Here is a 13,424-nt window from a genome sequence, read left to right as displayed (position 1 = left end):
AAACAAGCGTCCTGCTTACTGACCAGAAACCTGGGCAAGTGGAAGAGGGGTGTCGTCGATTTGCACTTTTTCGCCGGGCCGGGCGTGTTGCAGGCCCTCGGTGACAATGCGGTCGCCGGGCTTGAGGCCATCGGTGACGATCCAGCGATCGTTTTGCACGGCACCCAGTTCTACCGGTTGCTGGCCGACCCGCTGTTCGGCATCGAGCAACAACACGTGGGCGATGCCGGCGCTGTCACGCAGGATCGCCCGTTGCGGCACGCTGATGCCTTGCGCAATCAGCGCTTGTTCCAGACGTACGCGAACGAAACTGCCCGGCAGCAAGTCGAGCTCCGGGTTGGGGAACTCGCTGCGCAGGATGACCTGGCCGGTGCCGGGGTCGACGGTGATGTCGGTGAACAGCAACTTGCCGGGCAGCGGATAGAGGCTGCCATCGTCCTGGATCAGCGTGGCTTTGGCCTGGCCCTGGCCGACTTGCTGCAACTGGCCGGAACGAAAGGCGCGGCGCAGCTCGTTGAGTTCGCGGGTCGACTGGGTGAGGTCGGCATGAATCGGGTTCAGCTGCTGAATCAATGCCAGCGGCGTGGTTTCGTTCTGCCCGACCAGTGCGCCTTCGGTGACCAGTGCGCGACCGATGCGCCCGGAAATCGGCGCGGTGACGGTGGCATAACCCAGGTTGAGTTTCGCTCGCTCGACCGCGGCTTTGTTGGCGGCGACGTCGGCTGCGGTTTGGCGGACGCTGGCCCGGGCGTTGTCGTAGTCCTGGCCGCTGATGGCGTTGCCTTCGATCAACTGGGCGTAACGCTGCGCTTGCAGGCGCGCCTGAAAGGCATTGGCTTCGGCCTTGCGCAGCGACGCCTCGGCGCTGTCCAGGTCAGCCTTGAACGGTGCCGGGTCGATCCGAAACAACACATCGCCTTTCTTTACGTCGCTGCCTTCACGAAAGGCCCGTTGCAATACCACACCGGCGACCCGGGCACGGACTTCGGCCATGCGCGGCGCGGCAATCCGCCCGCTCAGTTCGCTGCTGATCGACAGTGGCCGCGCTTCAATGGTCTCGATGCGAACCGTGGCAAGTGGTGCCTGTTCTTCGGCGTTCGTGGACTTGTCACAAGCGCTCAGCGTCAGCGCCAGTGCAAGCAGACTGAGTCTGGCCAGCAGATTCTTTGACATGAATTACCCCAGTAATGACCCCCAGCATCCTACGGGGCGTCGACGAGGGTAGGAGTGAAGCTTTGTAGGTGCTGTGTGAAATTGTGTAAGGGGTTTACTCAGGTGTGGGTGAGGGCGTATATCCTTGGCGATCGCTTCGCGCTCGTTCGCGGGCAAGCCTCGCTCCTACAAGTCAAGCAATCTTGAAACCGCAAGAATCCCGTAGGAGCGAGGCTTGCCCGCGAAGAGGCCCGAAAGGTCGCCACCGCACTTTCTGGAATACCCCATGCCCAACATCCTCCTGGTCGAAGACGACGCCGCGCTCTCCGAACTGATTGCCAGCTACCTGGAACGCAATGGCTACTCCGTCAGCGTGATCAGCCGTGGTGATCAAGTGCGCGAGCGTGCGCGGGTCAATCCACCGGACCTGGTGATTCTCGACCTGATGCTGCCGGGGCTCGACGGCCTGCAAGTCTGCCGCTTGCTGCGCGCCGACTCGGCGACCTTGCCGATCCTGATGCTCACCGCCCGCGACGACAGCCACGACCAGGTGTTGGGGCTGGAAATGGGTGCCGATGACTACGTCACCAAACCTTGCGAGCCCCGCGTTTTGCTGGCCCGGGTGCGGACGTTGCTGCGGCGCAGCAGCCTCAGCGAACCGCAAACCGCCAACGACCGCATCCTCATGGGCAATCTGTGCATCGACCTGTCCGAACGCACGGTGACCTGGCGCGATCAACTGGTCGAACTGTCCAGCGGCGAATACAACTTGCTGGTGGTGCTTGCCCGGCACGCTGGCGAAGTGCTGAGCCGCGACCAGATTCTGCAACGCCTGCGCGGCATTGAATTCAATGGCACCGACCGCTCGGTGGACGTGGCGATCTCCAAGCTGCGGCGAAAATTCGACGATCATGCGGGTGAGGCGCGCAAGATCAAAACCGTGTGGGGCAAGGGTTACCTGTTCAGCCGTTCCGAGTGGGAATGCTGAGCCCATGTTCAGAATTCTGTTTCGCCTGTACCTGGTGACCATCGTCTCGTTCAGCGCTGCGATTTATCTGGTGCCGGACCTGGTGATCAAGGTCTTCCATGAACGCTTCATCACCTACAACCTCGACTACTCCCGAGGGCTGCAAACCCTCATCGTCAAACAGTTTCACGCCGTTCCCCCCGCGCAGTGGCCAGGCTTGGCCGAGGAGATGGACAAGGAGTTCCAGCCGCTGCATATCGTCCTCACACGCAATGACGATGCCGATTTCACTCTGTATGAGCGCGAACGTTTGCAGCGCGGCGAGAATGTCGTGCGCATTGGCGACTGGGGCTGGCGCACCCTGGCGGTGGCGCCGTTGAACGAACAGACGGTGGTGCAAATGATCGTGCCTCCGGACCCGATGGACGTCAGCCTGTTGTACTGGAGCATCAACGTGCTGATCGGCGCGACAATGCTCGCTTGCCTGCTGTTGTGGCTGCGCCCGCACTGGCGTGACCTTGAACGACTCAAAGGTACCGCCGAACGCTTCGGCAAGGGGCACCTGGACGAGCGCACACAGATTTCTCCCAGTTCCAACATTGGCAGTCTGGCCAACGTTTTCGACACCATGGCCGGTGACATCGAAAAGCTGCTGAACCAGCAGCGCGACCTGCTCAACGCCGTGTCCCATGAATTGCGCACGCCGCTGACGCGACTGGATTTCGGCCTCGCACTGGCACTGTCCGACGACTTGCCGGCCGCCAGCCGCGAACGCTTGCAAGGGCTGGTCAATCACATTCGTGAACTCGACGAACTGGTGCTGGAACTGCTGTCCTACAGCCGCCTGCAAAACCCGGCGAAGTTGCCAGAGCAGGTCGAGGTGTTGCTGGATGAATTCATCGACAGCATCCTCGGCAGCATCGATGAAGAGCAGTCACCGGACATCGTCATCGATGTATTGCTCCACGGCCAACTCGAACGCTTCACCCTCGACCCGCGCCTGACCGCCCGCGCCCTGCAGAACCTGCTGCGCAACGCCATGCGCTACTGCGAAAAACGCATTCAAGTGGGTGTGCAGGTGTGTGCCAAAGGATGTGAGATTTGGGTCGACGATGACGGGATCGGCATTCCGGATGACGAGCGTGAGCGAGTATTCGAACCCTTCTATCGGCTGGACCGTAGCCGCGATCGGGCGACCGGCGGCTTTGGTCTGGGGCTGGCCATCAGTCGTCGGGCGCTGGAAGCGCAAGGCGGTACGCTCACCGTTGAACCTTCGCCACTGGGTGGGGCGCGGTTCAGGTTATGGTTGCCCACCACTGATCATTAAGCGGCACCTGTCAGATTTGACAGTAGTCACCCTCGCCAATTAGGCGTCTTATTGCCTCTTCGCAATCAGGCTTCGACGGCAAGTGCTGATGGCCAGGAGAGGAGAGATGGTTGAGCAAACAACAAAAAAAAACGGCATCGGGACGATTAACGCGATCAGGGAAGTCAGGGTAGAAGCAACGTCGACGAAGTTTGCCTTGGTGACACCTGATGATGGTTCTTTCAGGCTTGCGATCAGGATAGGGCCCAATATCACGCCCGAAGGTGACGTCTGTTTTTTCGTGGGCGACAAGGTGAAATATTCGCTGACTACCGGTGCGGCAGGGGCGCTCCCTGGCGCAATGGTAAGGACGTCCTGACATCAAACCCACATCGCTGGCGGACGTTTTTTGTAGCAGCTGCCGAGCCCGCGAGGCTGCGTCCGGCTGCGCAGCAGTCGTAAAATCAGACAGCAAGGTTTATCAGGCAAACCGCGTAGACAGAATTTGCGAGGACTACGGTCGAGCGCGACCCCGGCCCGAACGCAGCCTCGCAGGCTCGGCAGCTGCTACAGGTCTACGCGCTGAGGCGGCTGCGCAACTGTTTGGCCATGTCCTGCAGTTCCGCCATGGGGTTGTGCCCGATCAGCATCCACGCATGCTCCCTGTCTGCCCAGTAAACAATGTTCATCTCGTGCCGACGCTCCTGGGCAAAATCGCGCTGGCCGCTGTTGGAGCGGGTGACGCAGAGCGCCATTGGGCCGTGTATCGGGTCCAGGTAGGTAATCTGCGCAATCGCCACGCCGTCGTATTCGAGGATCTGCGCACGCTTGAATTCGGGGCGCGGCAAGGTCAGTTGGGCGGGCAGAAGGTTCAGCCCCAGACGCGCATCGATGGTGCGCAGTTGCACACGCTGGGCGGCTTCGTCGCTGGGCAGATGGTCGAGGGTTTGCGGCACGTAGAGGGACATGTACTCGGCGACTAAACCGCGCCAATTGTTTTTCTGCTGACTCATTTGCCAGCCGAGGAATAGTCGGTCTGCCAGCACACCGCTGACGACCAACCCGGCGGCGGCCGCGAGGAACCAGCGCCGGCTCAGCGCCGGACGTTCAGGCGAGGGCAACGTGTCGAGCATGGATTGCAAGCGATCCACCGGCGCCTGTCGAGCCAATTCATTGAAGGCATCTTTGAACGGCAGGTTGCTGCGAGCCAGCCATTGCAGGCGCAGGTTGAGCATCGAATCTTCAGCAATGGCCGCGTCGATGCGGGCGCGTTGTTCTGCGTCGAGCTGGTCGTCAAGGTAGGCCACCAGTTGCTCATCCGACGGTATCGCGTGATCGTTCATCGACGTTCTCCAGTGGATGGGTTCGGTACGGCCTGTAACGGCGGATACTCGGCCAGTTTCACGCGGGCGGCGGCGAGGCGGCTCATGACGGTGCCGATGGGCACTTGCAGCACCTCGGCCACTTCGCGGTAGGACAAGCCCTCGACATAGGCCAGATACACCGTTTCGCGCTGGGTTTCGGGCAGCGCGTCGACGCGCCGGATTACCTGAGCCGCCAGAACGTGAGTCTGGGCCACGTATTCACCGTCGAACGACAAGGCGTTGTCGGCATCCACCCAGCCGGCGCCATGGCGCACTCGACGCGCACGGACTTCATTGAGCCAGATCGAATGTAAAATGCTCAGCAGCCAACGGTCCATGCGCGTGCCCGGTTCAAACTGCCCGGCACGTTCGAGCGCGCGCACGCAGGTCGCCTGCACCAGGTCTTCGGCGACATGCCGTTGTCGGGACAACAGCAGGCCATAGCGCCATAAACGCGCCAGATGCTGGCCCAACTCTGCCCGTATTGCCTGATCGCTGGCGATGGCGACCTCCGTCTGCTCGGTGTCAGGTTTTCGATGAGTCGTTGATGGCTTCGGCCAGGTCCTGGTATTCCTCGCAGGTGTCGCCGCAGATCGATTTGATGCGCTGCAACTGATCTTGAGCGAGGTCCAGTCGGCCTTTGACCACATAGGCTTCGCCGAGGTACTCGCGGACTTGCGCATACTGCGGATCGAGCTTGACCGACTGCAAGTAGTAACCGATGCCTTCATCGGTGCGCCCCAGTTTACGCGTGGCGTAGCCCCGATAGTTCAAGGCTTTGGCGGTATTCGGAACTTTCAGGGTGTCGAGCAGCGCCAGGGCTTCTTCGTAACGCCCGTCCTTGGCCAGCTGATAGGCGTAGTCGGTGCGGTCGGCGTCCGGCACCAGACTGCTGGTTTGCTTGAGGCATTTCTGCGACCTGGTGTCCAGGACCTGGCCTTTGGGGCAGCTGGGTCTGGCAGGGGCGCTATCGCCGCCGCCATTGGCCAAGGCAAGCGGGCTGGATAACGCGACAGCCAGCAACAACGGAGTGGCAATAACAGCGAAACGGTTGTTCATGGGTGATGCTCCATCAGGTGCCTCATGGTTGATAAGCAGTGAACACCACAGCGTGAACAATTATTCATTTCTTTGTGAAGGTCTTCGTAAGGAAAGCTCAAATCGAGGCGCTATGCTCGACGGCATCGTTGTCGATCTGGAGAACCGCCATGAAAGATCATGTCCATCACGCTGCGGCCGCGGCGTTTGTGGCGGTGAAAGGCAGTTAGATCGGTGGCGAGGCCATTCGCGAGCAGGCTCGCACACATGGGGTTTGTGAACACATTACCCTGTGGGAGCGAGCCTGCTCGCGAATGAACGATGACGCAGTATCAGCCCAGCAGGCGAATGGGCTTGCCCGCGGACCAGGCCTGGATGTCCTCGATCATCTGTGAAAAGAACTGCTGGTAATTGCGTTGGCTGACATAGCCAACGTGAGGTGTCGCCAATACGTTTTCCAGCGTTCTGAACGGATGATGCGCGGGCAGCGGTTCCTGCTCGAACACATCCAGCGCCGCGCCTGCCAGTCGCCGTTTTTGCAGCGCCTTGATCAGCGCAGACTCGTCGACAATCGGCCCACGGGCGGTGTTGACCAGTAGTGCAGTGGGCTTCATCCAGTCCAGCGCCTGAGCGTCCACCAAGCCCCGGCTGCGATCACTGAGCACCAGATGGACCGACAGCACATCGGCCTGTTCGAACAGTTCCTGTTTGCTGACATAGGTCACGCCGACTTCGGCGGCGCGTTGAGCCGTGAGGTTTTCGCTCCAGGCGATGACCCGCATGCCGAACACCTGACCGAACTGGGCGACACGTTGACCGATGCTGCCTAGCCCGAGGATCGCCAGGGTTTTGCCGTGCAAATCGCCACCCAGGCCTTGTTGCCATTGGCCGGCGCGCAGGGCGTTGGCTTCGACCACCAGGTTGCGGGTCGCGGCCATGATCAGTGCCCAGGTCAGTTCCGGGGCGGCGTGTTTGTAGCTGTCGGTGCCGCTGACTTTTATGCCCAGCGCGGTGGCGGCTTTCAGGTCCAGGGCCGCGTTGCGCATGCCTCCAGTGACCAGCAGCTTGAGTTTCGGTAACCGTCGCAGCAGGTCTTCATCAAACCGGGTGCGCTCGCGCATCACGCAAATCACTTCAAACTCGCCCAGACGCGCTGCCATCGTCTCGTTGTCAGACGGATAGTCATGGATAAAACTCACCGACCCTATGGCGTCCAGTACCGACCAGTCCACCACGCCACGGGCCACGTCCTGCCAGTCATCAATTACCGCGATCTGCACAGCCATCAGCCTTACCTCATCAACGAACGGGGTTGGTTTTGTTTAGCCAGGCGAGCAGGGCCTGGTGGAATTCTGCAGGTTCTTCCATCTGCGGCGCGTGCCCCATGCCGGGGAACTCGACCAGCGTCGACTGCGGAATCAGTTTCGCCACTTGCTTGCCGAGGACGTCGTAATGACCGATTTTCGCCTTGACCTCGGGTGAGGCGATGTCGCTGCCGATAGCGGTGGTGTCGGACGTGCCGATCATCAACAACGTCGGCATCTTCAGGTCCTTGAACTCGTAGTACACCGGCTGGGTGAAGATCATGTCGTAGATCAGCGCCGAATTCCATGCCACTTGCGCATGCCCAGAGCCTTTGTTCAGGCCGGCGAGCATGTCCACCCAGCGGTCGAATTCCGGCTTCCAGCGGCCACCGTAATAGGTGTTGCGCTCATAGGTGCGGATGCCGTCGGCCGTGAGTTTCAGTTCGCGTTCGTACCATTGATCAACCGTGCGATAAGGCACGCCGAGCGCCTTCCAGTCTTCCAGTCCGATAGGGTTGACCAGCGCCAGTTGCTCGACTTGATCGGGGTATTGCAACGCATAGCGGGTGGCGAGCATGCCGCCGGTGGAGTGCCCGAGCACGCTGGTTTTCTGGATGCCGAGGGCTTTGAGCAACTGGTGGGTGTTGCTGGCCAGTTGCTGGAAACTGTATTGGTAGTGGTCCGGTTTGCTGGAGGTGCAGAAACCGATCTGGTCCGGGGCGATCACCCGGTAACCGGCCTCGCTCAGGGCTTTGATCGAACTGTCCCAGGTCGCGCCGCAGAAATTCTTGCCGTGCATCAACACAATGCTGCGACCGTTGGCCTTGCCATGCGCGGCGACGTCCATGTAGCCCATTTGCAGGGCTTTGCCCTGGGATTGGAAGGCGAAATGCTTGACCGTATAGGGATACTCGAAGCCTTGCAGTTCCGGCCCGTATTCCGGGCCTTCAGCATAAGCGATGACGGGCAGTGCGACGGTCAGCAGCAGGCCGGACAGCCAGCGGGTGAGGGCGAGGGGCATGGGGCTACTCCATAGACAATCGGCCGATGCTGGAACGGTACGATTAGGACGACATTAAACACAGGCAATCGCCGTGCATGATCGTTCAACCGATCCAGCCCAATGCCGCAGAACTTCAATGGGCAGGGTAGTCCGCCACCACCACGTCAGTGCCGTCCTTTTTAAGACCGATTACCTGGTACGCATCGCTCATGCCGTCCATTTCCATGCCGGGCGAACCCATGGGCATGCCGGGGGCGGCCACACCCAACAGATCATCGCGCTTGCTCAACGCCAGCACCTGATCGGCAGGCACATGGCCTTCGACGAATTTGCCGTTGATCAACGCCGTGTGGCAGGACGCCAGGCGTGGTGGCACACCGTGCTGTTGCTTGAATTCGCTCATGTTGGCTTCAACATGGTCTTCGACCTTGAAGCCGTTGGCTTGCAGATGGCTGATCCATTTTTTGCAGCAACCGCAATTGGAATCGCGGTGGACTTCGATCGGGATCAGGTCGGCAGCCTGGACGAGGGAAGAAATGAACAAGGCGCTCAGAGCAACCAGACGTAGGTGGTTTCGCATAAAATCTCGCGTCGAATGAAGGCCAAAAAAATGCATTCTGACCGGTTTTTTCGACAATGAGCGATGAGATTGTTTCGAACTAATACTGCAGACAATACCCTTGTAGGAGCGAGCCTGCTCGCGAAGGTGTGTCAGCTACATCGATGTCGACTGACACACCTTCGCGAGCAGGCTCGCTCCTACAGGGGCAGGGTTTGGTCAAAATAAGGGGTCAGCGGTCGAGCAATTTCATGACCTCTTCCGGATAACGCAAACCGGCCGTGGCATTCGCCGGGAATATCGTTTCCAGCGCGTGCAATTCCTCGCGACTCAACTTCACGTCCAGCGCGGCGACATTTTCTTCCAGGTATTTACGCTGTTTGGTTCCCGGAATCGGGATCAGGTAGTCGCCTTGGGCCAATACCCACGCCAGCGCCAGTTGGCCGGCGGTCACGCCTTTTTCTGCGGCCAGGGCCTGTACTTGCTGCACCAGCAACAGATTCTTCGCGAAGTTTTCTCCTTGGAAACGCGGGCTGAAGCGCCGGTAGTCGTCCGCAGCGAAATCATCCGGGCTTTTCAAGGCCCCGGTCAGAAAACCCCGGCCCAAGGGGCTGTAGGGGACAAAGGCAACACCCAGTCGCTGGCACGCCGCAAGGCAGCCGTTTTCCTCCTGATCGCGACTCCACAGCGAGTACTCGCTTTGCAGTGCGCTGATCGGGTGCACCTTGTGCGCCCGCTCCAGCGTCGCGGCCGAGGCTTCGCTCAAGCCCAGGTAACGTACCTTGCCGGCCTTTACCAGTTCGGCCATGGCGCCGACCGTTTCCTCGATGGCCACCTGTGGGTCGATTCGGTGTTGGTAGTACAAATCCAGCGTTTCAACACCGAGGCGTTCGAGGGTGCCGTCGATGGCTTGGCGAATGTATTCCGGTCGGCCATTCACGCCGCGTGCGCCGGGGTTGGCCGGGTCGCGGACGATGCCGAACTTGCTCGCCAGAAACACCTGGTCGCGCTTGCCGACAATCGCTTTGCCGATCAGCGTTTCGTTGGTGTGTGGCCCGTACATGTCGGCGGTGTCGAGCAGGTTGACGCCCAATTCCAGCGCGCGATGCAAGGTGGCCGTGGCTTCGCGGGTGTCGGTGCCTGTCGTATAGAAATCGGTCATGCCCATGCAGCCCAGGCCGATTGCTGACACTTGCGGACCGTTTTTACCCAATTGACGTGTTTGCATGAGATCAACTCCCTGTGAATGTGAGCCCCCATTGTTGACCTCGACAGAAACTAGATAAACCGGGTAAAACTGCTATCACTATTCGTAAAATCTAAACAATAAGTCGAGACATCCTACTAATGGACCGTTTCAACGCTATGCGCGTGTTCACCCGAATCGTCGAACTGGGCGGCTTTGCCAAGGCCGCCGACAGCCTGCAACTGCCCCGGGCCTCGGTGACCATTTTGATCAAGCAGCTCGAGGCGCACCTCGGCGTGCAGTTGCTGCAACGCACGACGCGGCAGATCAGTCTGACGCTCGACGGCGCGGCCTACTATCCCCGTTGCGTCAGGTTGCTGGCAGACCTGGAAGAAACCGAAGCGGTGTTCTCTGCTGCCCGCCATAACCCCAAGGGTTTGTTGCGGGTGGATATGCCGGCGGGGGTAGGGCGCTTGATCGTGATCCCGGCATTACCGCAATTCACGGCGCGGTATCCCTTGATCGAGCTGGAGATAGGACTGAATGACCGGCCTGTCGACCTGATTCGCGAGGGTGTCGATTGTGTGCTGCGTGGCGGCTCGTCACTGGACGATTCGCTGGTGGCGCGGCCGCTGGTCATGCTGGACCAGATCACATGCGCCAGCCCCGACTATGTGCAGCGTCACGGCACGCCGCTGTGTCTGGCGGATCTTCAGGGGCACCGCATGGTGGAGTACGTTTCCAGCAGCAGCGGCAAGCGCTTCGGGCTGGAGTTTGTCGTCGATGGCCAGGTGCAACCGGTCAACCTGCCCAAGCAGGTTTCGGTCAACAGTGCCGATGGTTATCTGGCGGCGTGTGAGGCCGGGTATGGATTGGTCCAGACCCCGTATTATCACGTGGCCCGGCAATTGAAGGAGGGACGTTTGATTGAGGTCTTGAGGAAGGTGCCGCCACCGGGCATGCCGTTGACGGCGCTCTATCCTCCTCACCGCCAGTTGTCACGGCGGGTCAGGGTGTTCGTGGACTGGATGGTGGAGCTTTGCACTCAGTCGGAAAATGATGTTTTCAGCAAGGCCTCAGGCCGCTGAAGGGAACGCTAGCGATGTTGGTAGTAACCCGGTCCGCCGTGGTCGTAATAGTGATCGTGGTGCCAGCCACCGTGGGGGAAAATAATGCAGCCGCTCAAGGATAATATGGCAAGCAGGGGAATCAGCAGTGTGATTCGACGGAACATTTGTAGATCCTCATGGTTATAGCCGCAATGAAGCTAAAACTCTTCATCGGCTGTAACATGAGACCCCGATTGCAGCGCCCCATTCCCGGAGAACGGTAGGGGCTTGGCATGCATTCGGATACAAAGCGGATACAATTTTCAGCTTCAAGCTCAGGTTCAGGCTTACGTTAAAGGAAAGTGGCAATGACTCAGTCGCAACGTTTGAAATACTCGATTCTGATCTCGCTGGTGGTGCTGGGGATCATGTTCGGCCTTTCGTATCTGCAGAACACCGGTGTCATCAGCGAAAAGCTGTTCCAGTACATCGCCATTGGGGTGGCCGTGATCGTGGTGGTGGTCAATGGCGTGATGCGCCGCAAGGTCAAGCCCTGAGCGACGCGTCGGGGGCGGGTTACTCGCCGTGGAGAACGGCGAGCGCCTTCGGGTGCAGGCTGTAGCTTTTGTCCGGGTTCAGGATAATCAAACCTTCACCGCACAAGCGTTTCAAGACTTCTCTCACACTCAAAAAGGACATGGGAACATCCAGGTCCAATAACTGAGTGTGCACGCCGCGCGCGCCCAGGCTGCGATCGCTGTCGGCGGCGATCAGCAAGGCGTCGATGACTTTCAGGCGAATCAGACTGGTCCGCAAGCCAAAGGTCTTGAGTACAAACCGGATCCGCTCATTGCCAGGGCGTTCGGTACGTCGCTCGAAAACGACGGTGCTCATGAAGTGCCCTTAGGTGCAGGGTTCCCGTCCGTTGGCGTTTGCGAGAGGTACATGCAAAAAACTCCTTTTCAGCGCCTGATCAGGAAAATGAGGGCTCTCGATCAATGAGAGGTATGAGCTTGGCAAATCATGAAGGCTCAAATGTAGAAATTTTGTCACCGACACGTCAGCAACCTGTGAGATGTCGCACAAACGCCTCCCAAGCTAATGCCAGTCAGTCAAGAAAATATCAGGCGAAACACGCTCCTGGTAGCCGCTGGCGAAGCTGCGTTCGGCGCCCTTTACCCGGTCAGTTTCTTCATGAAGTGTACTGCCCAGATCCTTCTGCTTATCTATGAGGTCAACAAACGGTCTGACAAGGTCGAGGCAAGCAATGTCCTCGTTTTTCGAGGCGGTCGAGACTTGACAGGATGCCGGTAAAACAGCGCTTAATCGGCAATTGCTTTTGGTTGCCCTGCAACCGCGTACCACCCTGTTGCCCGTACTCAATAATAAAATTGGAGCCTCAGATGACCGCTACACCCGAAATGGCCAAGTGCACCCTCGATTTCGAGGCTCTCGTTGTGTTGCTTGAACAGATTTTCCTGCGCCATGGCACGTCTGCCGATGTCGCCAGAACACTGGCCCTCAACTGCGCCGGCGCCGAACGTGATGGCGCCCACAGCCATGGGGTGTTCCGAATTCCCGGTTATGTGTCGACGTTGAACAGCGGCTGGGTCAATGGCCATGCCGTGCCGGTGGTCGAGGATGTGGCCTCGGGTTTTGTCCGGGTCGACGCTGGCAACGGTTTCGCTCAACCAGCCCTCGCGGCGGCACGCGCGTTGCTGGTGGAAAAGGCCCGCAGTGCCGGCATTGCGGTGCTGGCGATCCGTAACTCCCATCACTTCGCCGCCTTGTGGCCGGATGTCGAACCTTTTGCCGATGAAGGGTTGGTGGCGCTGAGTGTGGTCAACAGCATGACCTGCGTAGTGCCGCATGGTGCCGATCGCCCACTGTTCGGGACCAACCCGATTGCCTTCGCCGCGCCTCGGGCCGACGGTGAACCGATTGTCTTCGACCTGGCCACCAGCGCCATTGCCCATGGCGATGTGCAGATCGCGGCGCGCAAGGGCGAGCGTTTGCCGGCGGGCATGGGCGTGGACAGCCTCGGTCAGCCGACTCAGGACCCGAAAGCGATTCTGGAAGGGGGGGCGTTGCTACCGTTTGGTGGGCATAAAGGTTCGGCGCTGTCGATGATGGTGGAACTGTTGGCGGCGGCGTTGACCGGCGGCAATTTCTCCTTCGAGTTCGATTGGTCGAACCATCCGGGGGCCAAGACGCCCTGGACCGGCCAACTGCTGATCGTCATCGATCCGAGCAAGGCCGCCGGGCAGAATTTTGCCGAGCGCAGTCAGGAGCTGGTCCGGCAGATGCACGGCGTAGGGCTCAAGCGTTTGCCGGGTGATCGACGTCACCACCAACGGGCGAAGTCGAAGGCTGACGGCATCCCGCTCGACCCACAGACGCTGGCGAGCCTGCGGGAGCTGGCAGGGCTTACCGAGGAGTGACAAACCTCATCATGTAGGAGCGAGCTTGCTCCGGGCGGCGTTCCGACGATGGTGT

At 59.8% G+C, this 13,424-nt stretch carries 15 protein-coding genes and 1 pseudogene; 6 read left to right on the top strand and 10 right to left on the bottom strand.

The window, feature by feature from the left end; all coding sequences use genetic code 11:
- Nucleotides 1–15: 15 nt before the first annotated feature.
- Entirely contained in the window at nucleotides 16–1,173 is a 1,158-nt protein-coding gene (locus tag ACM6IR_RS06500) for an efflux RND transporter periplasmic adaptor subunit (RefSeq protein WP_414906932.1), read from the bottom strand.
- Between the two features lie 265 nt (nucleotides 1,174–1,438).
- Here ACM6IR_RS06500 and ACM6IR_RS06495 point away from each other — a divergent pair, with 265 nt between their 5' ends.
- The 3 genes from ACM6IR_RS06495 to ACM6IR_RS06485 all read left to right on the top strand — a co-directional run bounded on the left by ACM6IR_RS06495 (nucleotide 1,439) and on the right by ACM6IR_RS06485 (nucleotide 3,804).
- Nucleotides 1,439–2,140, top strand: a complete 702-nt coding sequence (locus ACM6IR_RS06495) for a response regulator (RefSeq protein ID WP_414906931.1) — start codon at nucleotides 1,439–1,441, stop codon at nucleotides 2,138–2,140.
- A gap of 4 nt (nucleotides 2,141–2,144) precedes the next feature.
- Nucleotides 2,145–3,446 carry an ATP-binding protein gene (locus ACM6IR_RS06490; RefSeq protein ID WP_414906930.1) on the top strand — a complete coding sequence of 434 codons (1,302 nt, stop codon included), beginning with the start codon at nucleotides 2,145–2,147 and terminating at the stop codon, nucleotides 3,444–3,446.
- Nucleotides 3,447–3,552: 106 nt separating this feature from the next.
- On the top strand, nucleotides 3,553–3,804 hold the full coding sequence (locus ACM6IR_RS06485) for a hypothetical protein (protein WP_414906929.1): 252 nt from the start codon (nucleotides 3,553–3,555) through the stop codon (nucleotides 3,802–3,804).
- A gap of 196 nt (nucleotides 3,805–4,000) precedes the next feature.
- Here the strand turns inward: ACM6IR_RS06485 and ACM6IR_RS06480 are convergent, their stop codons facing one another.
- The 7 genes from ACM6IR_RS06480 to ACM6IR_RS06450 form a co-directional block, all read right to left on the bottom strand.
- Complete coding sequence (locus ACM6IR_RS06480; RefSeq protein ID WP_414906928.1) at nucleotides 4,001–4,768, bottom strand: anti-sigma factor family protein; 768 nt, start codon at nucleotides 4,766–4,768, stop codon at nucleotides 4,001–4,003.
- Nucleotides 4,765–5,262, bottom strand: a complete 498-nt coding sequence (locus tag ACM6IR_RS06475; protein ID WP_414906927.1) for an RNA polymerase sigma factor — start codon at nucleotides 5,260–5,262, stop codon at nucleotides 4,765–4,767. Before ACM6IR_RS06475 ends, ACM6IR_RS06480 begins: the two co-directional genes overlap by 4 nt.
- 52 nt (nucleotides 5,263–5,314) lie before the next feature.
- The gene (locus tag ACM6IR_RS06470; protein WP_414906926.1) at nucleotides 5,315–5,848 is read right to left on the bottom strand and encodes a tetratricopeptide repeat protein; all 534 of its coding nucleotides are present in this window, start codon (nucleotides 5,846–5,848) and stop codon (nucleotides 5,315–5,317) included.
- Nucleotides 5,849–6,159: 311 nt separating this feature from the next.
- Nucleotides 6,160–7,113, bottom strand: a complete 954-nt coding sequence (locus tag ACM6IR_RS06465) for a D-2-hydroxyacid dehydrogenase family protein (protein ID WP_414906925.1) — start codon at nucleotides 7,111–7,113, stop codon at nucleotides 6,160–6,162.
- A gap of 13 nt (nucleotides 7,114–7,126) precedes the next feature.
- On the bottom strand, nucleotides 7,127–8,152 hold the full coding sequence (locus tag ACM6IR_RS06460) for an alpha/beta fold hydrolase (protein WP_414906924.1): 1,026 nt from the start codon (nucleotides 8,150–8,152) through the stop codon (nucleotides 7,127–7,129).
- Between the two features lie 115 nt (nucleotides 8,153–8,267).
- Entirely contained in the window at nucleotides 8,268–8,714 is a 447-nt protein-coding gene (locus tag ACM6IR_RS06455) for a DUF411 domain-containing protein (RefSeq protein WP_414906923.1), read from the bottom strand.
- 211 nt (nucleotides 8,715–8,925) lie between these two features.
- The gene (locus ACM6IR_RS06450; RefSeq protein WP_414906922.1) at nucleotides 8,926–9,921 is read right to left on the bottom strand and encodes an aldo/keto reductase; all 996 of its coding nucleotides are present in this window, start codon (nucleotides 9,919–9,921) and stop codon (nucleotides 8,926–8,928) included.
- Nucleotides 9,922–10,040: 119 nt separating this feature from the next.
- Between ACM6IR_RS06450 and ACM6IR_RS06445 the strand changes: the two genes are divergently transcribed.
- Nucleotides 10,041–10,967 (top strand): LysR family transcriptional regulator, encoded by a 927-nt coding sequence (locus tag ACM6IR_RS06445; RefSeq protein WP_414906921.1) that lies wholly within the window; start codon nucleotides 10,041–10,043, stop codon nucleotides 10,965–10,967.
- A gap of 8 nt (nucleotides 10,968–10,975) precedes the next feature.
- On the opposite strand, the gene ACM6IR_RS06440 is transcribed toward ACM6IR_RS06445, so the two are convergent.
- On the bottom strand, nucleotides 10,976–11,113 hold the full coding sequence (locus ACM6IR_RS06440) for a hypothetical protein (protein ID WP_414906920.1): 138 nt from the start codon (nucleotides 11,111–11,113) through the stop codon (nucleotides 10,976–10,978).
- 183 nt (nucleotides 11,114–11,296) lie between these two features.
- Between ACM6IR_RS06440 and ACM6IR_RS06435 the strand changes: the two genes are divergently transcribed.
- Nucleotides 11,297–11,485 carry a hypothetical protein gene (locus ACM6IR_RS06435; RefSeq protein ID WP_059405111.1) on the top strand — a complete coding sequence of 63 codons (189 nt, stop codon included), beginning with the start codon at nucleotides 11,297–11,299 and terminating at the stop codon, nucleotides 11,483–11,485.
- A gap of 19 nt (nucleotides 11,486–11,504) precedes the next feature.
- Here the strand turns inward: ACM6IR_RS06435 and ACM6IR_RS06430 are convergent.
- Nucleotides 11,505–11,875, bottom strand: a pseudogene (locus ACM6IR_RS06430) (fe2+ zn2+ uptake regulation protein).
- A 456-nt stretch (nucleotides 11,876–12,331) separates the two neighbouring features.
- On the opposite strand from ACM6IR_RS06430, the gene ACM6IR_RS06425 reads away from it, so the two are divergent.
- Nucleotides 12,332–13,369, top strand: coding sequence for an Ldh family oxidoreductase (locus ACM6IR_RS06425; protein WP_414906919.1), 1,038 nt, complete (start codon nucleotides 12,332–12,334; stop codon nucleotides 13,367–13,369).
- The last annotated feature ends 55 nt before the right edge of the window (nucleotides 13,370–13,424 follow it).

This window comes from Pseudomonas sp. IT-P253, assembly GCF_949768125.1.
Lineage (GTDB): Bacteria > Pseudomonadota > Gammaproteobacteria > Pseudomonadales > Pseudomonadaceae > Aquipseudomonas.
The sequence above is the reverse complement of the archived record's forward strand: the minus strand, read 5'-3'. Positions and strand labels throughout refer to the sequence as shown.

Coding starts and splice junctions, on each gene's coding strand:
- ACM6IR_RS06500 (WP_414906932.1), bottom strand. CDS start 1,173: ATGTCAAAGAATCTGCTGGCCAGACTCAGTCTGCTTGCACTGGCGCTG.
- ACM6IR_RS06495 (WP_414906931.1), top strand. CDS start 1,439: ATGCCCAACATCCTCCTGGTCGAAGACGACGCCGCGCTCTCCGAACTG.
- ACM6IR_RS06490 (WP_414906930.1), top strand. CDS start 2,145: ATGTTCAGAATTCTGTTTCGCCTGTACCTGGTGACCATCGTCTCGTTC.
- ACM6IR_RS06485 (WP_414906929.1), top strand. CDS start 3,553: ATGGTTGAGCAAACAACAAAAAAAAACGGCATCGGGACGATTAACGCG.
- ACM6IR_RS06480 (WP_414906928.1), bottom strand. CDS start 4,768: ATGAACGATCACGCGATACCGTCGGATGAGCAACTGGTGGCCTACCTT.
- ACM6IR_RS06470 (WP_414906926.1), bottom strand. CDS start 5,848: ATGAACAACCGTTTCGCTGTTATTGCCACTCCGTTGTTGCTGGCTGTC.
- ACM6IR_RS06465 (WP_414906925.1), bottom strand. CDS start 7,113: ATGGCTGTGCAGATCGCGGTAATTGATGACTGGCAGGACGTGGCCCGT.
- ACM6IR_RS06460 (WP_414906924.1), bottom strand. CDS start 8,152: ATGCCCCTCGCCCTCACCCGCTGGCTGTCCGGCCTGCTGCTGACCGTC.
- ACM6IR_RS06455 (WP_414906923.1), bottom strand. CDS start 8,714: ATGCGAAACCACCTACGTCTGGTTGCTCTGAGCGCCTTGTTCATTTCT.
- ACM6IR_RS06450 (WP_414906922.1), bottom strand. CDS start 9,921: ATGCAAACACGTCAATTGGGTAAAAACGGTCCGCAAGTGTCAGCAATC.
- ACM6IR_RS06445 (WP_414906921.1), top strand. CDS start 10,041: ATGGACCGTTTCAACGCTATGCGCGTGTTCACCCGAATCGTCGAACTG.
- ACM6IR_RS06440 (WP_414906920.1), bottom strand. CDS start 11,113: ATGTTCCGTCGAATCACACTGCTGATTCCCCTGCTTGCCATATTATCC.
- ACM6IR_RS06435 (WP_059405111.1), top strand. CDS start 11,297: ATGACTCAGTCGCAACGTTTGAAATACTCGATTCTGATCTCGCTGGTG.
- ACM6IR_RS06425 (WP_414906919.1), top strand. CDS start 12,332: ATGACCGCTACACCCGAAATGGCCAAGTGCACCCTCGATTTCGAGGCT.